The organism is Roseovarius bejariae, from assembly GCF_009669325.1.
Classification (GTDB): domain Bacteria; phylum Pseudomonadota; class Alphaproteobacteria; order Rhodobacterales; family Rhodobacteraceae; genus Roseovarius; species Roseovarius bejariae.
This window is the reverse complement of record NZ_SZWE01000002.1, coordinates 291942-308707: the sequence shown is the minus strand read 5'-3', so window position 1 is coordinate 308707 and position 16766 is coordinate 291942. Positions and strand designations below refer to the sequence as shown.

General features: G+C 63.8%; 20 protein-coding genes and 2 tRNA genes. 13 read left to right on the top strand and 9 right to left on the bottom strand.

Annotated elements, in window-relative coordinates; genetic code table 11:
* Positions 1-2: 2 nt before the first annotated feature.
* Positions 3-869 carry a hypothetical protein gene (locus FDP25_RS15570; RefSeq protein ID WP_172982827.1) on the bottom strand — a complete coding sequence of 289 codons (867 nt, stop codon included), beginning with the start codon at positions 867-869 and terminating at the stop codon, positions 3-5.
* A gap of 182 nt (positions 870-1051) precedes the next feature.
* Between FDP25_RS15570 and FDP25_RS15565 the strand changes: the two genes are divergently transcribed.
* From FDP25_RS15565 to hisH, 3 genes are all read left to right on the top strand, one after another.
* A tRNA-Gly gene (locus tag FDP25_RS15565) sits at positions 1052-1126 on the top strand.
* A 151-nt stretch (positions 1127-1277) separates the two neighbouring features.
* Positions 1278-1865, top strand: a complete 588-nt coding sequence (gene hisB, locus FDP25_RS15560) for an imidazoleglycerol-phosphate dehydratase HisB (RefSeq protein WP_154154372.1) — start codon at positions 1278-1280, stop codon at positions 1863-1865.
* A gap of 6 nt (positions 1866-1871) precedes the next feature.
* Positions 1872-2510, top strand: coding sequence for an imidazole glycerol phosphate synthase subunit HisH (gene hisH / locus FDP25_RS15555; RefSeq protein ID WP_154154369.1), 639 nt, complete (start codon positions 1872-1874; stop codon positions 2508-2510).
* A gap of 201 nt (positions 2511-2711) precedes the next feature.
* Here the strand turns inward: hisH and FDP25_RS15550 are convergent, their stop codons facing one another.
* Entirely contained in the window at positions 2712-3098 is a 387-nt protein-coding gene (locus FDP25_RS15550; RefSeq protein ID WP_154154366.1) for a DUF2147 domain-containing protein, read from the bottom strand.
* Between the two features lie 137 nt (positions 3099-3235).
* On the opposite strand from FDP25_RS15550, the gene hisA reads away from it, so the two are divergent.
* Positions 3236-3958, top strand: coding sequence for a 1-(5-phosphoribosyl)-5-[(5-phosphoribosylamino)methylideneamino]imidazole-4-carboxamide isomerase (gene hisA, locus FDP25_RS15545; protein ID WP_154154363.1), 723 nt, complete (start codon positions 3236-3238; stop codon positions 3956-3958).
* A 30-nt stretch (positions 3959-3988) separates the two neighbouring features.
* Here the strand turns inward: hisA and FDP25_RS15540 are convergent, their stop codons facing one another.
* On the bottom strand, positions 3989-4444 hold the full coding sequence (locus tag FDP25_RS15540; protein ID WP_154155067.1) for a DUF302 domain-containing protein: 456 nt from the start codon (positions 4442-4444) through the stop codon (positions 3989-3991).
* 98 nt (positions 4445-4542) lie between these two features.
* Between FDP25_RS15540 and FDP25_RS15535 the strand changes: the two genes are divergently transcribed.
* The 4 genes from FDP25_RS15535 (at position 4543) to FDP25_RS15520 (ending at position 6839) form a co-directional block, all read left to right on the top strand.
* Positions 4543-5418: a DMT family transporter gene (locus FDP25_RS15535; protein ID WP_154154360.1), complete on the top strand. Its 876-nt coding sequence runs from the start codon at positions 4543-4545 to the stop codon at positions 5416-5418.
* Positions 5419-5479: 61 nt separating this feature from the next.
* The gene (gene hisF, locus FDP25_RS15530) at positions 5480-6244 is read left to right on the top strand and encodes an imidazole glycerol phosphate synthase subunit HisF (protein WP_154154356.1); all 765 of its coding nucleotides are present in this window, start codon (positions 5480-5482) and stop codon (positions 6242-6244) included.
* The gene (locus FDP25_RS15525) at positions 6241-6552 is read left to right on the top strand and encodes a phosphoribosyl-ATP diphosphatase (RefSeq protein ID WP_154154353.1); all 312 of its coding nucleotides are present in this window, start codon (positions 6241-6243) and stop codon (positions 6550-6552) included. The genes hisF and FDP25_RS15525 overlap by 4 nt, the downstream gene beginning before the upstream one ends.
* Positions 6549-6839 (top strand): Dabb family protein, encoded by a 291-nt coding sequence (locus FDP25_RS15520; RefSeq protein WP_154154350.1) that lies wholly within the window; start codon positions 6549-6551, stop codon positions 6837-6839. The genes FDP25_RS15525 and FDP25_RS15520 overlap by 4 nt, the downstream gene beginning before the upstream one ends.
* A gap of 79 nt (positions 6840-6918) precedes the next feature.
* Here FDP25_RS15520 and FDP25_RS15515 read toward each other — a convergent pair whose 3' ends face one another.
* From FDP25_RS15515 to rlmB, 3 genes are all read right to left on the bottom strand, one after another.
* Complete coding sequence (locus tag FDP25_RS15515) at positions 6919-7392, bottom strand: CoA-binding protein (RefSeq protein ID WP_154154346.1); 474 nt, start codon at positions 7390-7392, stop codon at positions 6919-6921.
* Positions 7393-7592: 200 nt separating this feature from the next.
* Positions 7593-7931 (bottom strand): C1 domain-containing protein, encoded by a 339-nt coding sequence (locus tag FDP25_RS15510; protein WP_154154343.1) that lies wholly within the window; start codon positions 7929-7931, stop codon positions 7593-7595.
* A 74-nt stretch (positions 7932-8005) separates the two neighbouring features.
* A complete protein-coding gene (gene rlmB, locus FDP25_RS15505) occupies positions 8006-8800 on the bottom strand; it encodes a 23S rRNA (guanosine(2251)-2'-O)-methyltransferase RlmB (protein WP_154154340.1) in 795 nt (264 codons plus the stop codon).
* A gap of 130 nt (positions 8801-8930) precedes the next feature.
* On the opposite strand from rlmB, the gene FDP25_RS15500 reads away from it, so the two are divergent.
* A tRNA-Tyr gene (locus FDP25_RS15500) sits at positions 8931-9014 on the top strand.
* Between the two features lie 25 nt (positions 9015-9039).
* Here FDP25_RS15500 and FDP25_RS15495 read toward each other — a convergent pair.
* Both FDP25_RS15495 and FDP25_RS15490 read right to left on the bottom strand, forming a co-directional pair.
* Complete coding sequence (locus FDP25_RS15495; RefSeq protein WP_172982826.1) at positions 9040-9744, bottom strand: DUF3307 domain-containing protein; 705 nt, start codon at positions 9742-9744, stop codon at positions 9040-9042.
* Between the two features lie 52 nt (positions 9745-9796).
* Complete coding sequence (locus FDP25_RS15490; protein ID WP_154154334.1) at positions 9797-10426, bottom strand: MarR family transcriptional regulator; 630 nt, start codon at positions 10424-10426, stop codon at positions 9797-9799.
* Positions 10427-10552: 126 nt separating this feature from the next.
* Here FDP25_RS15490 and FDP25_RS15485 point away from each other — a divergent pair, with 126 nt between their 5' ends.
* Together FDP25_RS15485 and FDP25_RS15480 are read left to right on the top strand one after the other, a co-directional pair.
* The gene (locus tag FDP25_RS15485; RefSeq protein WP_154154331.1) at positions 10553-11566 is read left to right on the top strand and encodes a hypothetical protein; all 1014 of its coding nucleotides are present in this window, start codon (positions 10553-10555) and stop codon (positions 11564-11566) included.
* Complete coding sequence (locus FDP25_RS15480) at positions 11566-11958, top strand: hypothetical protein (protein WP_154154328.1); 393 nt, start codon at positions 11566-11568, stop codon at positions 11956-11958. Before FDP25_RS15485 ends, FDP25_RS15480 begins: the two co-directional genes overlap by 1 nt.
* A gap of 3 nt (positions 11959-11961) precedes the next feature.
* Here FDP25_RS15480 and FDP25_RS15475 read toward each other — a convergent pair whose 3' ends face one another.
* On the bottom strand, positions 11962-12375 hold the full coding sequence (locus tag FDP25_RS15475; RefSeq protein ID WP_154154325.1) for a VOC family protein: 414 nt from the start codon (positions 12373-12375) through the stop codon (positions 11962-11964).
* A gap of 92 nt (positions 12376-12467) precedes the next feature.
* On the opposite strand from FDP25_RS15475, the gene FDP25_RS15470 reads away from it, so the two are divergent.
* Together FDP25_RS15470 and FDP25_RS15465 are read left to right on the top strand one after the other, a co-directional pair.
* Positions 12468-13748: an O-acetylhomoserine aminocarboxypropyltransferase/cysteine synthase family protein gene (locus FDP25_RS15470; protein ID WP_154154322.1), complete on the top strand. Its 1281-nt coding sequence runs from the start codon at positions 12468-12470 to the stop codon at positions 13746-13748.
* Positions 13749-14208: 460 nt separating this feature from the next.
* Complete coding sequence (locus tag FDP25_RS15465; RefSeq protein ID WP_154154319.1) at positions 14209-16701, top strand: hypothetical protein; 2493 nt, start codon at positions 14209-14211, stop codon at positions 16699-16701.
* Positions 16702-16766: the final 65 nt, after the last annotated feature.

Below are 16766 nucleotides of genomic sequence, written 5' to 3'. Positions count from 1 at the left end.
CCTCAACCGCCCTTCTTGTCCTGCGCCACCACCTCGCCCGAGTGCAGCAGCAGGTTTTCCCACTGAGCATTTCCGCCGAACCGCTCGTAAATGCTCAGGAATACCGTGTCATCGGCCAAGCGATCCACGCGTTTGCCACATGGCGTCTTGCGCGGCACCCCGCAAACCCGTGACTTCACCTTTTCATAGGCCTTATCCGTCAAACTGTATGGCTGCACCTTGGCAGCCAGACCATAACGCAGGCTTTCATGCATCTCGATCGACCCGAACATCGCAAGCGAGGCGGTGAATTGTCGCGCGCAACCATCATCGAATCCGGTCACGTAAAAGGTATGCGCCCCGGTGTTCCCCGGCTCACTGTCATAGACCTTGTAGGTCGGACGGCGGTCGGGGTACTTGGCCACGACCTTGCCCATCTGATCCTTGCTCAGTCCACAAATCGGCTTGACCACCCCATAGGGTAGCAATGTTCCGAAGGCGACTTGGTTATCGGGCACCGAGGATGACTTGTCTGGGCCACGCCCACCCCCGAAAATATTGGCCAAAAGCCCCTGCCGCGCCGCTGGCTCCACGTCCGGTGTGGGGGCCGCGGCCTGCGCCTCTCCCTCGGCGGTCTCGGAGACATCCTCCCCCTCCGAAGGGAATGAGGCCTCCACGGCATCGCCCCCGGTGGCCGCTCGCTCTCCCAAGAGCCGGGCAAAAAGGCCAACCCGCTCACTGTCTGGCGGCGCCACCTTCGGAACCGCATCCAAAGTAGGCGCATCCTCGGCCACATCCTGATCGGCCAGCCGGGCCACATCCTGCATCGGATCTCCACAGCCCGCCAAAGCAAACACCAGCGGCAGATATAGGCATGTTTTTAAACTCAAAACCCTCAACCTCACGACTTTTTTGCATGTCATATCGCAGGCTGCCCCCCGACGTCCACACAAAGCAACCAGCCCCGGACCAAACGCCATTTTTCGCCGGTTTCGAATTTTTTTCCGGTTTCGTGCAATTTTTGGCTTGCAGCCCCGCACCAGAATTTATACATCCCGCCCTACCCAAGGACGCGGGTGTAGCTCAGGGGTAGAGCGTTACCTTGCCAAGGTAAATGTCGTGAGTTCGAATCTCATCACCCGCTCCAATTACTTTTCCCCATACCGGATATTGTGAAAAGGCCCGAGGGCCTCATTTGATGCACCTATGGCACGCAGGGTTTCCCCTTTTGCACCGGCCCCTTGGCCTGCCCCGTCTGCGCGCCTATAAGGGCGCGGCAATCACAAGAAGAGACCGCCATGCGCAACGCCACGATCACCCGCAAGACCGCCGAGACCGACATTCACGTCGAGATCGACCTCGACGGCACCGGGGCCTATGACAATGAAACCGGCGTCGGCTTCTTCGATCACATGCTGGACCAATTGGCGCGGCACTCGCTGATCGACATGAAAGTGCGCTGCAAGGGCGACCTGCACATCGACGATCACCACACGGTCGAGGACGTGGGCATCGCCCTGGGCCAGGCCCTGACCCAGGCGCTTGGCGACAAGACCGGCATCCGCCGCTATGGCGCCTGCCTTTTGCCGATGGATGACGCACTGGTACGTGCCGCGCTCGACCTTTCGGGCCGGCCCTTCCTGATCTGGAACATGGAGCTGCCCACCCCCAAGATCGGCACCTTCGATACCGAACTGGTGCGCGAGTTTTTCCAAGCGCTAAGCACTCACGGCGGCATCACCCTGCACGTCGACGCCTTGCACGGGTTCAACAGCCACCACATGGCCGAAGCCGGGTTCAAATCCGTGGCCCGCGCCCTGCGCGAAGCGGTGGAAACCGACCCGCGCAAATCCGACGCGGTGCCTTCGACCAAGGGGGCGCTGTAAAGCCTCATGACTACCGTCATCGTCGATTACGAATCCGGCAACCTGCATTCGGCGGAAAAGGCCTTTCAACGCATGGCCGCCGAGGTGGATGCAGGCCCGGTCACCGTCACCTCCGACCCCGAGGTGGTGCGCAAGGCAACCCGCATCGTCCTGCCCGGCGACGGGGCCTTTCCCGCCTGCCAGAAAGAACTTTACGACCACCGCGGGCTCTTTGAGGCCATCGAAGAGGCGGTCATCGACAAGGGCCGCCCCTTCATGGGCATCTGCATCGGCATGCAGATGCTCGCCACACGTGGCATGGAGTATACCCCAACCCCCGGGTTTGACTGGATCGGTGGCACGGTAGAACGGATCACCCCCGCCGATGAAACCCTGAAAGTGCCGCATATGGGCTGGAACGACTTGGTGATCGACCACGCCCACCCGGTGTTCGACGGGATCTCAACCGGCGACCACGCCTATTTCGTACACTCTTACCATTTCCGCGTGGCAGACCCCGCGCATCTGCTGGCGCATGTCGATTACGCCGGTCCGATCACCGCCGTCGTGGGCCGCGACAATATCGTCGGCACGCAATTCCACCCGGAAAAAAGCCAGTCCACGGGCCTGCGCCTGATTGCCAATTTCCTGAACTGGACCCCCTGAGCCAATTGTGCGCCTTCGGCGCGCTTTATGTCTCGGGTCTCGCCTCCGGCGATCCCCTCGGGGTGCCTCCGGCGGGGGTATTTGAGCCAAGAAAAAACCAGGAGCAATCCAATGGCTTTTTCTTGGTCAAAATACCCTGGGGGAGTCGCCCGCAGGGCGGCGGGGGCAACGCCCCCAACCAATTTCACGAACGGACTGGTCCTACTTGATCCGGGTCCAGTTCTGCTTGGCGCAAATCAAACCGCCTGCCACGCACCCGCGCAGTTTCAGGCTATTGCCGTTCACATCCATCTTGCCGATGTAGATCTTGTTGTTCGACGGGCGCCAGACCCGGCCTTCGTAGCGGCCATTGCCCTGCGGCTCCATGTTGCGCACGAGCATCTTTCCGATGTTATCCGATTCATACTCGGCCCCGTCCTTGAAGGTCCGCGCAATGGTGCCGCAGACATTGCTGCCGCATTGGACCATTTCCACATGGGCATAGGACCCATCGTCCACCTCGGTTTTCCAGGTGCCCAAGGCCGGTTCGGCCATTGCCATGCCAGAGCCCATCACCATGGCCACAGCGGCCAATGCAAAGCGTTTCATCTCAACTCCTCCCTTGAGTTCCGATTTGACGCTGCCCTGTCCCGCCCTTTGAAATCAAGTATAACGTCGGGTCGCGTTGCATTTGCCGGGCACGCGTGCCAAAGGACTGGCGACACAGAGAGCCAAGGAAGACGCCCATGATCCTTTATCCCGCCATCGACCTCAAGGACGGCCAGGCCGTGCGCCTGTTCAAAGGTGAGATGGAAAAGGCCACCGTGTTCAACGACGACCCCGCCGCACAGGCGATGGAGTTCGTCGAGGCGGGTTGTGAGTGGTTGCATCTGGTCGATCTCAATGGCGCTTTTGCCGGAGAGCCGATCAATGCCGCCCCGGTCGAGGCGATCCTCGAGCGCACCCAGGTGCCCGCGCAACTGGGGGGTGGCATTCGCGATATGGCCACGATCGAACGTTGGCTTTCCAAGGGGTTGGCCCGGGTGATTCTGGGCACCGTGGCCGTTGAAAACCCCGCGCTTGTGCGCGAGGCGGCCCGCGCCTTCCCCGGTCAGGTCGCCGTGGGCATCGACGCCCGCCAAGGCCGCGTGGCAACCAAGGGTTGGGCCGAGGAAACCGATGTTCTGGCCACCGATCTGGCACGGTCGTTCGAGGATGCGGGCGTGGCCGCCATCATCTACACCGACATCAACCGCGACGGCGCCATGCAGGGCCCCAATATCGAGGAAACCGCCGCCCTCGCCCATGCGGTCTCGATCCCGGTCATCGCCTCGGGCGGGGTCAGTTCCATCGACGACCTCAAGGCTCTGAAGGCCTGTGGCGCGCCGCTCAATGGTGCGATCTCGGGCCGCGCCCTTTACGACGGGGCGATAGACCTGAAAGAGGCGCTTGCGGTCATGAAAGCCTGAACCGCACAGGCCACCACCCGTGCGTCCACGCTACTTTCCTGCCGCCTTTTCGGTCAGCTTGATCAAGGCCATCCGCATCTTGGCGATATAGCCCGCGTCGTCATTGATGCCGGGAAGGTCGTCCAGGGTTTCCTCGGGGTCTTCATAGGCCAGCCAAACCCGGCCCTCCGCGTCCTCGTAGACCAACACCTTCAGCGGCAGGAACAGACCCGCCAAGGGGTCGTCCTGCATCGCTGGCGTGCCCAGCTTGGGATTCCCGAAAACCAACAATTGCGAGGCGGCCAAATCCATGCCCGCACTCTCGGCCCCACCAGCATGATCGACCCGGGCAAAGACCGTGGCCCCGGCCCCCTCGACCGCCGCTTGCAACGCATCCATCGTGGCCGTCACATCACCCTGGGCGGAAACCCGCATGATGTCATCATCCGAAGCCTGCGCCCCCTGCGCCATCACGGCCAAAGCCAAACCTGCCAATAGCTGTTTCATCTCGGTGGTCCTCTGTGCAAAAACTATGGCGTCATCCTTGGGGCTGCCCCGCCGCTTGGCCATAAACAAATCCGTGATCCGCGAGAACCAGCCCACCCATGCCTCGAACACCCGCCACCGCTCTTGCCGCTCCCTCCTTTTGGGCAACGCTGGCCATGGTCGTCCCCGCCATGTTCTGCATCGTTGCTGGCGATACGGCAGGCAAGGCCCTGACGCAGGCGGGCGCACATCCCTTCTTCGTGGCCTGGGCGCGGTTCGCCATGGCCGCCATCGTGCTTTTACCCCTCAGCGGCCTGACACGCGGCGAACTCCCGCAGCTGGCAAACTGGCGTATTCTTCTACGCGGCGGGCTCGTGGTCGGTGGCATCGCCTCGATCCTCACCGCGCTCAGCACCGAACCCATTGCCGATGTTTTCGGGGCCTTTTTCATTGGCCCGATCATCTCATATGTTCTGGCCGCGCTTCTGCTCAGGGAACAGGTCACCCCGGCCCGCAGCGCCCTTCTGGTGCTTGGTTTCGCGGGGGTGCTTCTGGTGGTCAAACCCGGTTTCGGTGCTGGCGCGGGCATGGGTTTTGCCGTGCTGGCTGGCGTGTTTTACGGCAGCTTCCTTACCGCCACCCGCTGGCTTGCAGGCGGCTTTCGGCCCCGTTTCCTGCTGATTTCTCAATTGCTGACCGGAACCATCCTTCTGGCTCCGCTGGCCTTCACCATGGGCGCGCCCCGGATGTCTCCTTATGTCTGGGCCCTTCTGGGCTTCAGCGCCGCAGGCTCGGCCATGGGTAATTTCCTGCTCGCCATGGCCAACCGCAGCGCCCCGGCCTCGGTCATCGCACCGCTGGTCTATACCCAACTCATCGCCGCAACGCTCCTTGGGTACGCGGCCTTCGGCGACTGGCCCGATGCGCTCTCGCTCACCGGCCTCGCGGTGATCCTCACCTCCGGCCTGCTCTCTTTGCGTCTTGCCCATCGTTAGCCAAGCGTTTTCCGCGGCAAAAGACCTTCACAATGGCGCGCGGACACGCTACCTGAGCCTCATGTTGAAGACCCGCATCATCCCCTGCCTCGACGTGGCCGATGGCCGCGTGGTCAAAGGCGTGAACTTCGTCAACCTGCGCGACGCGGGCGACCCGGTGGATGCCGCCAAGGCCTATGACGCCGCCGGGGCCGATGAGCTGTGCTTTCTCGACATCCACGCCACCCATGAGAATCGCGGTGTGATGCTCGATGTGGTCACCCGCACCGCCGAGCAATGTTACATCCCGCTCACCGTGGGCGGCGGCGTACGTACTGCCGAGGACGTACGCAAACTGCTGCTGGCGGGGGCCGACAAGGTGTCGTTCAACTCCGCCGCCGTGGCCAACCCCGACGTGGTACGCGAGGCCGCTGACCAATTCGGTAGTCAATGCATCGTCGTGGCCATCGACGCCAAGACCGTATCACCCGGCAAATGGGAAATCTTCACCCACGGCGGGCGCAAACCCACGGGTATCGACGCTGTGGAATTCGCCAAGCTGGTCGAGGAAAAGGGCGCCGGGGAAATCCTGCTCACCTCGATGGACCGCGACGGCACCCGCGAAGGCTTCAACCTGCCGCTGACCCGTGCCATTTCCGACGCGGTCGACATTCCCGTCATCGCCTCGGGCGGCGTTGGCACACTCGATCACCTTGTTGATGGGGTGACCAAGGGCGGCGCCTCTGCCGTGCTGGCCGCCTCGATCTTCCACTTTGGCGAGTTCTCCATCCAACAGGCCAAGGACCACATGGCCGCCAATGGCATTGCCGTCAGGACAGGCGCATGACCCTGCAAGAGCTTGAACAGATCATCGCCACCCGCGCAGCAGCCACGCCCGAAGACAGCTGGACCGCCAAACTTCTGGCAAAAGGCCCGGAAAAAGTGGCCGAGAAATTCGGAGAAGAGGCCATCGAGGCCGTGATCGAAGCAGTCAAAGGCGATCCCAAGGCCCTCACCTCCGAGGCCGCCGATGTGGTCTTTCACCTGCTCGTCATGCTGCACAGCCGCGGCGTCAGCCTTGAGGACGTCATGGGCGAACTCGCCCGCCGCCAAACCCAATCCGGCCTTCAGGAAAAAGCATCGCGCCCGAAATGATCCGCCACATCGTCTTCTTCACCGCCCGCGACCAAGCCGACCTGGACCGCATCCGCGAAGGTCTGGAAACCCTTGGGCAAATCCCTCACGCCCGCCACTTCGAGGTGGGCCGCAATATGCACGCCGACCGGCTGACCGGCGCCGAAGTGGATTTCGTCGTCTATGCCGAATTCGACAATGAAGACGACCTTGCCGCCTACAAGGCCGACCCGATCTATTCCCGCGCCATCGAACTCGTGAAACCCCTGCGCGACATGCGCATCGCGGCAGACATCCAAAGCGACTGACCCCTGTTCATCTTTCCCAAAATACTCCGGGGTAGGTTGAAAATCCCATTTTCAACCAAGGGGCAGCGCCCCTAAACCCTTACAGTTTCGAAGAAATCACCCCGGTATTGAACCCGCCCATGCGCAACTCCCCGAACAGGCGCTGATATTCGATCTTGGGGCAACGGTCCATCACCACGTCCACGCCTCGCGCCCGGGCCATCTCGGCCGCCTCTTCGTTGACCACACCGATCTGCATCCAGACGGTCTGTAGCTTCGGAAAGCACTCTAACGCCTCTTCCACGATGGGCGGCACGTGCTCGGGCCGGCGGAAAATGTCCACCATGTCCACGCCCCCCTCGATATCGCTGAGCGAAGCAACGACTTCGGCACCGAAGGCCGTTTTGCCCGCATGGCCCGGATTGACCGGCACCACCTCGAATCCCTTCAGCCTGAGATATCGCGCCACGTAGAAACTCGGGCGCACCTCGTTCATCGACACCCCCACCACGGCGATGCGCTTGGTGCGGGTCAGGATCTTGCGCAGATGCGCGTCTGAATACTCTTGGCTCATGGCGGCACTCTAGACAGGCTTCGAGGAAGAAAAAAGCGCCCAAGGGAAACCCTTGGGCGCCAGTCGCGGAACGAGGGACAGTGAAGTGAAACGCCGGTGTTCCATTCCGACGTTTCTGAACAATAGATAGGGACGCGATTCAAAATAAAAAGCCTTGGTAAAAGGCTTGTGAACATCTCCACGATATCGGCGGATTCCCGCTAATCGAAGATATCCTCGATCCCGTCCCATAAGTCATCCAATATCCGATAGGCCAATGATTTCCGGGGCTTGCGGCGCGGCTTTCGCGTGCGTTCCTCACCAAGGGCATGGGCGCGTTCGGCGGCCCAATCCACCTTGACCCGCCGCCGTGCACCGGGCCGCCTGGGGGCCGCGCCCGCAGGCGCAGGCTTGCGCGGGTTATCCCCCTGCCTCGGCAGGGCCTTCATATCATGCAGCGGCGCACCACAGGTCGAGCACACCAATTCATGCCGCCCCCGATCCAGAATCAGCGCCGCGCGCGTGCCGCAATAGCTGCATGTGGCAATCTTCGGTCCCATCCGCCTGCCTTTTCCTGCTCCGAAAAAGATATTGAGCCCGGGCAATTTTCCAACCCCTGATGGCAAACCCGGCATCAGCCCCCGCGCGCCCGCGCCGCATAAAGCGCCACCGCTGCCGCGTTCGACACGTTGAGCGAGCCAAAACCCCCCGCGAACTCGATCCGCACCAGCGCGTCACAGGTCTCGCGCGTCTTTTGCCGCAACCCCGGCCCTTCGGCCCCCAGGACAAGCGCCACGGGCCGATCACGCCGCCCCTCCAAGGCGTCTTCAATCGTCTGTTCGGCCTCCCCCGCAAGGCCCAGCACCAGATACCCCATGCCCTGCAATTCCCTGATCGCATCGGCAAGGTTGCGCACCTGCACATAGGGTTGCCGCTCCAAGGCACCACTCGCCGTCTTGGCAAGCGCCCCGGTCTCGGGCGCCGAATGATGGCGCGGGGCGACCACGGCACAGGCCCCGAACACCTCCGCCGAGCGCAGGATCGCCCCCACGTTATGCGGGTCGGTCACCCGGTCCAGCATGACGATCCGCGGCGGCACGCCTGCCGCCCCGCCAAGCGCCAGATCGGCCAAAGCCCCCCAGTCCAACGGCTTGACCTCCAGGGCGGCCCCCTGATGCACCGATTGCGGGTCAAGCGGCGCCGGAAACTTGCGCGGATCGGCCATCTCGGGCGCGATCCCGCCCTCCGCGATCGCCTCGGACAGCTTGTCGGCGGCGTTCTTGGTGACGATCAAGCGCAGTTTTTCGCGCGCCGGATTCATCAATGCATCCCGCACCGCATGAAGCCCGAAAAGCCACACGGTCTCGCGCGCGCCCTCGCGTTTCGCTTGCTCTTTTTCGATCACCCACCTGGGTTTCTTCGCCGCCATCTGACACCTCTTGAACCGAAGGGCGACAATGCGCGCCTCTGCCTCCCGCTGCAAGGCATTTTCGTCTTGACGCCCCCCGGCACGATCCCTACATACGCCCCCACGCCACGGGCTATGGCCCTTGGAAAGTGGGCGACAGGCCGCAAGGTGTGGCAGGGGACTGTAACTCCCTCGCGGAGACGCACGCTAGGTTCGATTCCTAGGTCGCCCACCACTTTCCCTCCCGGAAAATCTGGACGTTACCCCGCCACCATGGCCAGCAGGGCCAGTGTCGCCGTGCTCATGCCCAAGGCCCAGCCAAAGGATGTCAGCGTGCCGATAATCACGTATTCGCTGGCCTTCTGCTCCTTGGTGGCCTCGAACCGCAACAGCGACTTGGCCGCGATCAGAAACCCGATCCCCGCAGGCTGGCCTATGGCGATCAGCAGGAAAATCACCGCCCGTTCCAGCCGCCCGATCATCTGCCCCGCGTTTTCAAGGCCCTGCGCCTTGAAAGCCCGTGCATAGGGCGCGGTGATCAACCCCACGGCATAGCCCCCTGCAATGACCGTCAGGATCAGCCCCGAGATCACCACCGCAGGCCCGACCAACAGGGTCAGCCACGGCGCCCAAAACCCGGTTGAAAGGGCCTCGGGCCAAATCGCAACCGCGGCCACGAGGCTCATCAGATGCGCCAGTTGATCCAGCATGAACGCGGTGAAAGTTGCCTGCCATCGCGCGGGAACCCCATAGGTCTTGATCCCGTCGATCCCCAGATGCGCCAGCGCCACCGCCCCGGCCACCGGCCACACCCCGCCCAGCGCCACAAGGCTCAGGCCAAAAACGATACCGATATGCAGGGCAAAGACACCGGGATGCCGCTTATTTTCGACCATCCCCTTGGTTTGAAACACAAAATCTGCCAGCACATGCGCCAGAAGAAGCGCAACGAAACCGGCGCTCATCCCGGAGGTCACCGCAACCATATTGACTTGCCTCGCACGAAAGAAAGCAGTTTCACTTGTCATCCTCCAAGGCCGCAAGGGCCGCTTCGATGGCCGGGAACCCGGCGGCCCATAGGGCCTGATCCACCGCTTGCCGGCTGATCCCCAACCGCGCGGCAGCCTCGGCCCGGGTGCCGGCCCCGGGGGGCAATTGCTCGGTCAAGGCGCGGGCCTGGGCAGGGGTCCATCCCTGCGCGATGTGATCGGCCAGCCGCGCCACGGCCGCCGCCGCGCCGCCCGCCGCATCATCAAGGTAACGGCCCGCAGGCAACGCCTCCAGCAACCGCCCCGAGGCGGTGAACCCCGCCCCGTGGGCCGCGTTCGGATCATTGCCCGGCATCTGCCCTGCGCCCACGGCCATCGCAATCCGCGTCATTCGCGCCTTGTCCAGCCGCCGGATCGTGGCATTGATGAAAAGCGCCGCCCGCAGGCCCAGCGCAGGCGCGTCAAAGGCCAACTGCCAGGCATCGCCGCCGCGCCGGGCAAAGCCCCATTGGGACACACCCGGCCAACCGCCAACGCCCTTCGCCGCGCCGGCAATGCCATCCAGCGTCGCCTCAAGCGCCTCGACATCCAAATCGGAGGAGGCCACGATATCGCCTGTCAGAACCACGAACATACCCGCAAGTATAACCACTTGCATGGACAAAAAGCAAGCAAAACAACTTGCACATCTGAATCAGGCGAAATTCACCGAAACTCTCCCCTTCTGCCCGTGCCGCATCCCCCCTATACTGCCCGCAAATATAACGAGGGTCAGAGGGTGAGCATGGCCAAAAAGGCGAAACAGGCAAAGCCTCAACAGCCATTCAACATCGTCATCGTCGGCCAAGGCGGCCGCCTGCAATACGAGGCCGTGATCTTCGCCGCCTCCCTGCGCGAAATGAGCCCCGGCTTCAAAGGGCGCCTGATCGTGGCCGAACCGCAAAACGGCCCGCTCTGGAACAAGGACCCAAGCATGCGCGGCGGGCAAACCCGCGCCCTCCTCGAAGACCTCGGCGCCGAGATCATCCCTTTCGAATCCCGTCACTTCGGCTCCGGCTATCCCAACGGCAACAAGATCGAAGCCCTGTTGGCCATGCCCGAAGGCGAGCCATTCGTGTTCTTCGACACCGATACGCTGATCACGGGCGACATCTCCACCGTTCCCTTCGATTTCTCACGGCCCCAAGCCTCGATGAAACGCGAAAACACATGGCCCGAAATCCAACTCTACGGCCCCGGCTACAGCGCCACGTGGAAATCGCTTTATGACAAGTTCGGGCTCGACTTCGAAAGCTCCCTCGACACCTCCTACCCCGATGAATTCTGGCGCCGTTACCTCTATTTCAACGCCGGGTTCTTCTACTACGAATGCCCCCGCGCCTTCGGGCAGCGGTTTCTCGACTATGCCCTTGCCATCCGCGACGACGCGCCGCCCGAACTGGTTTGCCAATCACTCGATCCATGGCTCGATCAGGTGGCCCTGCCCTTGGTGATCCACAGTTTCGGCGGCGGCTACGGATGCCTGCCCGATGGCTACCTCGACGGCGATGTGACCTGCCACTACCGCTTCCTGCCCCTGCTCTATGCGAGGGAAAACGACCACACGGTCGAGGTATTGGAGCGCGTCACCGCCCCCAACCCGGTCAAGAAGGTGCTCAAGAACCACGACGCCATCAAGTTCATGATCTACCATGGCCGCGGTCAGAAGGTGCGCGACCTCTTCGATCGCGATGACCTGCCCCGCAAGGAACAGGCGATCCGCAACCGCATCCGCCGCAACGGCTACTGGATGCGCTGATGCCGCTTACGAAGGTCCCCGGCCTCACCCGCATCGCGCAGGTCTACGCCCCGGCCGAGGCCATGCTCCTCGTGACCGCCCTCGAAGGGGCCGGGTTCAGGGTTTTCGTGCCGGGGTTTCACACACTGTCGAACGTGCAATACCTCTCGGTCGCACTCGGCGGCGTGCCGGTCATGGTGGAAACCGCCCGCGCAGATGAGGCGGCGAAGTTTCTCGACGCCCTCGATACGGAAACGGTCGAACTGCTGGACCCGCTCCCGTTCGACACGACACAACAGGATGACATGCCCTCGCGGCCCAAACCCCTGCTGCGCCGGATTCTGGAAAGCCTGTTTTACCTTTTCACCGGCACCGCCCCCGCCCTCGGGGGCCGTTTTTCGAACCGCGACTGACGATCAGCTGTCGAACACGCCCGACATCTCGGCAAATCCCTTCACCTCGACAGGGTTCCCCGACGGATCGCGAAAGAACATCGTCCATTGCTCCCCCGGCTCGCCCTCGAAACGCACCGAGGGCGGGATGATGAAATCGACACCCGCCGCCTCCAGCCGCTCGGCCACCCCGCGCCAGACATCCAAGGGCAGGACGACCCCGAAATGCGGCATCGGCACCATATGTTCACCCACCTTGCCGGTGGCCTGCGTGGCAAAAGGCTCCCCCAGATGCAGGCTCAACTGATGACCGAAAAAATCGAAATCCACCCATGAATCGGTCGATCGTCCCTCGACCGCCCCCATGAGGCCGGAATAAAATTCTCGGGAGTCGTCCAGATCGCGAACATTGATCGCCAGATGAAAGGGATAGGCCATATCGCCTCCTTGCCCAAAGCTGCACAGTTGTGACGCACCCTCCAATGCCCTAAACCATTTGGCAAGCAATTCCGACAGAGAGGACCAACCGAATGGCACACGGCTTCGACACCCTGCAAATCCACGCGGGCGCCCGCCCCGATCCGGCCACCGGCGCGCGTCAGGTGCCGATCTACCAGACCACGGCCTATGTCTTCCGCGATGCCGAACACGCGGCGGCGCTCTTCAACCTTCAGGAAGTGGGCTATATCTATTCGCGTCTCACCAACCCCACCGTCGCCTCGCTGCAAGAGCGTGTGGCGACGCTTGAGGGCGGTGCCGGGGCGGTCTGCTGCTCCTCGGGGCACGCGGCGCAGATCATGGCGCTGTTCCCGCTGATGGGTCCGGGCCTGAACGTGGTGGTCTCCACCCGGCTTTACGGCGGCTCGATCACGCAATTCAGCCAAACTATCAAGCGCTTCGGCTGGTCGGCGACATTCGTGGACTTCGACGATCTCGACGCCGTGGAGGCGGCGATTAACGAGGATACCCGCGCGGTGTTCTGCGAATCCATCGCCAACCCGGGCGGCTATATCACTGATCTTGATGCGATTTCGGCCATTGCCGACAAGGCGGGCCTGCCGCTGATCGTCGATAACACCTCGGCCACGCCCTACCTGTGCCGCCCCATCGAACATGGCGCGACGCTGGTCGTGCACTCCATGACCAAGTTCCTGACCGGCAACGGCACCGTCACCGGCGGCTGCGTGGTGGATTCGGGCAATTTCGACTGGTCCGCCTCGGGCAAGTTCCCCTCGCTCAGCGAACCGGAACCCGCCTACCACGGCCTCAAGTTCCACGAGACCTTCGGCCCGCTGGCCTTTACCTTCCACGGCATCGCCGTGGGCCTGCGCGACCTCGGCATGACCCTCAACCCGCAGGCGGCGCATTACACGCTGATGGGGATCGAAACCCTGTCCTTGCGGATGCAGAAACACGTCGAGAACGCCGAAAAGGTCGCCGGATGGCTGGAAAAACACGAGGCGGTAGAAGGGGTTACCTATGCGGGCCTGCCCTCCTCACCCTATCACGACCGGGTCGAACGCATATGCCCCAAGGGCGCGGGCGGGCTGTTCACCGTGGCGCTGAAAGGCGGCTATGACGCCTGCGTGAAACTGGTGGATAGCCTTGAGCTGTTTAGCCACGTGGCCAACTTGGGCGACACCCGGTCGCTCATTATCCACTCGGCCTCGACCACCCACAGGCAGCTGAGCGAAGAGCAACAGATCGCCGCCGGGGCCGCGCCCAACGTGGTGCGGATTTCCATCGGCATCGAGGACGCCGACGACATCATCGCCGATCTGGAACAGGCTTTGGCGAAGGCCACGGCCTAAGCAAGTTAACAGGTTGTGAATGACAAACGGGCCCCGAGCGATTCGGGGCCCGTTTTGCTTTGTTAACAAGGGCGAGGCGCGATTTCGGGCGGGCTGTAGCGCGCCGGTATAACGTCGGCATCACCTCGGTGCCGGGGCGGCGCGCGGTGCGGATTAAGAGGGCGCACGGTGGGGAAGCGTACAAAACGGACGTGCGTTTTGTACGGTTTGGGGTTTGGTCAGGCCAGCTTGGCGATGTGCTCTTCGACCACCCCGATATGCGGATGATCCGGCGGCAGGGTGGCGCGGGGCAAGACTGGCAATAAATGCGCGTCAGCCCTTGCGCACCCTACGAGGGTGACAGTTTTGCATCTTGGTCTCGCTCGCTTCCACCCTTTGCCTCGGCGGCAAGCTGCTGTAAAATCCAAACCCTGCGGGATGTGACTCCCGCTCTGTCAGGACCGATGTTAAAGCGGTGTTTATGAAACCGAATTTCGCCCTTACCCTTTCGTTCGACGGCATAGGCCTGTTGCACCGGGCGCATCCCGGCTGGCATCTTGTCGGCGAGGTGGCGCTTGACAGTGATGACCTGACCGCCGCGCTTGGCGACCTGCGGGAAAAGGCGCGCGCGCTCGATCCCAGCGGGATGACCACGAAACTCGTCATTCCCAACGAACAGATCAAGTACCTCTCCTTCGAGGAAGGCACCGCCACCGGCGACGCCCTGCAAGACGAGGTGCGCCGCCACCTCGACGGCACGACGCCCTATAGCCTCGATGAGTTGGTCTATGACTGGTCTGTCGGCGCCGGGCAGGTGCATGTCGCCGCCGTGGCCCGCGAAACCCTGACCGAGGCGGAACATTTCGCCCGCGATCATGCTTTCAACGCGCTGTGTTTCGTCGCCATCCCCGAGACCGGGGATTTCGTGGGCGAACCCTTCTTTGGCGAGACATCGGAGGCCGACAGTCTGCTGGAGGGCGAATCCCTCACCCGCGACAACGCGCCGGTGCGCATCCTTGGCGCCGCCAGCCTGCCGGTGACGGAAGGGCCCGTGATCGAGGGGGAACCCGAGGCCGAGGATCAGCCCGAGGAAAACACGCCGGAACCTGCGACGGAGGCGGACAGCACGCCCGCCCCGGAGGCCGAGACCAAGGCCCCCGAGACCGACGAGAAGGATAGCGCGGCCGAAGACGCGCCGGACACAGAGGCCCCCGCGGCCCCCGCGCCCGAGGAAACAGCCCCGGCGGCCTTCACCTCGATCCGGGCCAGCCGCGCTGCCGAAGCCCCCGCCAGCGCACCGAAACTTGCCGGGGCCGCACGGGGGGGCAAGCCACCGGCGAAACCCGCCGCCCCGGTCACCGGAACGCCGGATGCCGCCCTGCCCGAGGGGACCGCCGCCGATCTCGGGGCCTCGCTGCACCCCGACCCCGACGCGCGCCTGCACGACGGCCCCGGCGACAGCACGCCCGCCGCCGATGCGGCCCCGGACACGACACAGCCCCCCCGCAAGGGCCTGACCGCCGGCTTCCGCACGCGCCGCGACAAATCGCAGGCTCCCGCCCCCAAGGCTGGCAAGCCCGCCTCACCGGCCGAGGCCCACGCCGCCGAGGCCCACAGGATGACCGTCTTCGGCGCGCGTGGAGAGGCCCCGGTGGGCGGCAAGCCGCGTTACCTTGGCCTGATCCTCACGGCGATCCTGCTGCTGTTTCTTGTTTCGGTCGCGGCCTGGGCCTCGATCTTCCTGGATGACGGCCTGGCGCGGTTCTTCGGCGATGACGAGACGAAAACCGCCGCCACCCCCGATGTCACGCCCCCCTCCGCGCCCGACGCCGCGCAACCCGACGCCGCACAGCAGGACGAGGGCGTGACCCTCGCCGCCCTGCCAGACGATCAGGCCACCCCCCGCAGCGATGCCGAATCCCGCCTGTCGCAGCCCGCCCCGGCGGAACTCACCCCGGACGAGGCGCGCGCCCGCTATGCCGCCACCGGGATTTGGCAACGCGCCCCGCGCCCCCTGCGCACCCCGCACGCGGGCACATCCGATGATGTCTACCAAACCTCGATCGACAGCCATGTGCCCAGTTCCGATGCCGTGGCCCTGCCCGAGATGGCCCGCCTGACGCCGGATGCGCGCCCGCCGACACCCGCCTCCCCCGCCGCGGCAGGCACACGCTACACGCTGGATGATCGCGGTATGGTGGTGGCCACGGCCGACGGTGCGCTCACCCCCTCCGGGGTTCAGGTTTTTGCCGGGGCCCCGCCCCTGACCCCCGACATCTTCCCCGACCGGCCCGGCGCCATCGCCATGGCGCAACCGCCCGAGGAACTGCAACGCCTGATGGGGGTCCGGCCCAGGCTCCGCCCTGACGACCTTGCCGAACAAAACGAACGCGGCCAGCTTGGCCTTGGCGGGCGCACCCGGACCGAACTCGCGGCCCTGCGCCCCAAACTGCGCCCCGAAAGCGCACAAGAGGCCGCCAGCCGCGCCCGCGCCGAGGCCAAAGCCGAAGCCGAGGCCCGGGCCGCACAGGCCGATGCCGTCGCGCAGGCCCTCGAAGAGGCACAGGCCACCGAAGATCCCTTCGCCAGCGCCACACCACAGGCCGTCGCCGCCTCGCTCAAGCCCAATCAGCGGCCCGGAAATTTCGACCGCATCGTCAAACAGGCCCAAAGGCGCGCCGCCGCACAACCGGTCAGCGCCGCACAGCGCGTCCAACCGCCTGCGCCCACCGGCACCACCGTCGCCCGCGCCGCGACCGAAAAAAATCAGGTCAACCTGCGTCAGGTCAATCTCATCGGCGTTTATGGCACACCATCCAACCGCCGCGCCCTCGTGCGCCTCGCCAATGGCCGCTACAAAAAGGTCGAGGTCGGCGACCGCCTTGACCGCGGCCAAGTCACGGCAATCGGCGACAGCGAACTGCGCTACAGGAAAGGCAGCCGCAACATCGTTTTGCGCTTGCCACGCGGCTAGCCCGACCGACCCTGCCCCCCTACCTAACAACAGTCATACCAAAGTCCCGCGCAAGGCCCTTGTTC

Bases quoted from the DNA above. Each gene is read 5' to 3' on its own strand.
- FDP25_RS15480 (WP_154154328.1), top strand. From the start codon at position 11,566: ATGCCGCTTACGAAGGTCCCCGGCCTCACCCGCATCGCGCAGGTCTAC.
- hisH (WP_154154369.1), top strand. From the start codon at position 1,872: ATGACTACCGTCATCGTCGATTACGAATCCGGCAACCTGCATTCGGCG.
- FDP25_RS15520 (WP_154154350.1), top strand. From the start codon at position 6,549: ATGATCCGCCACATCGTCTTCTTCACCGCCCGCGACCAAGCCGACCTG.
- FDP25_RS15495 (WP_172982826.1), bottom strand. From the start codon at position 9,744: ATGAGCGCCGGTTTCGTTGCGCTTCTTCTGGCGCATGTGCTGGCAGAT.
- FDP25_RS15535 (WP_154154360.1), top strand. From the start codon at position 4,543: ATGCCTCGAACACCCGCCACCGCTCTTGCCGCTCCCTCCTTTTGGGCA.
- rlmB (WP_154154340.1), bottom strand. From the start codon at position 8,800: ATGGCGGCGAAGAAACCCAGGTGGGTGATCGAAAAAGAGCAAGCGAAA.
- FDP25_RS15490 (WP_154154334.1), bottom strand. From the start codon at position 10,426: ATGCAAGTGGTTATACTTGCGGGTATGTTCGTGGTTCTGACAGGCGAT.
- hisA (WP_154154363.1), top strand. From the start codon at position 3,236: ATGATCCTTTATCCCGCCATCGACCTCAAGGACGGCCAGGCCGTGCGC.
- FDP25_RS15540 (WP_154155067.1), bottom strand. From the start codon at position 4,444: ATGAAACAGCTATTGGCAGGTTTGGCTTTGGCCGTGATGGCGCAGGGG.
- hisF (WP_154154356.1), top strand. From the start codon at position 5,480: ATGTTGAAGACCCGCATCATCCCCTGCCTCGACGTGGCCGATGGCCGC.
- FDP25_RS15470 (WP_154154322.1), top strand. From the start codon at position 12,468: ATGGCACACGGCTTCGACACCCTGCAAATCCACGCGGGCGCCCGCCCC.
- FDP25_RS15550 (WP_154154366.1), bottom strand. From the start codon at position 3,098: ATGAAACGCTTTGCATTGGCCGCTGTGGCCATGGTGATGGGCTCTGGC.
- hisB (WP_154154372.1), top strand. From the start codon at position 1,278: ATGCGCAACGCCACGATCACCCGCAAGACCGCCGAGACCGACATTCAC.
- FDP25_RS15510 (WP_154154343.1), bottom strand. From the start codon at position 7,931: ATGGGACCGAAGATTGCCACATGCAGCTATTGCGGCACGCGCGCGGCG.
- FDP25_RS15525 (WP_154154353.1), top strand. From the start codon at position 6,241: ATGACCCTGCAAGAGCTTGAACAGATCATCGCCACCCGCGCAGCAGCC.
- FDP25_RS15475 (WP_154154325.1), bottom strand. From the start codon at position 12,375: ATGGCCTATCCCTTTCATCTGGCGATCAATGTTCGCGATCTGGACGAC.
- FDP25_RS15515 (WP_154154346.1), bottom strand. From the start codon at position 7,392: ATGAGCCAAGAGTATTCAGACGCGCATCTGCGCAAGATCCTGACCCGC.
- FDP25_RS15465 (WP_154154319.1), top strand. From the start codon at position 14,209: ATGAAACCGAATTTCGCCCTTACCCTTTCGTTCGACGGCATAGGCCTG.
- FDP25_RS15485 (WP_154154331.1), top strand. From the start codon at position 10,553: ATGGCCAAAAAGGCGAAACAGGCAAAGCCTCAACAGCCATTCAACATC.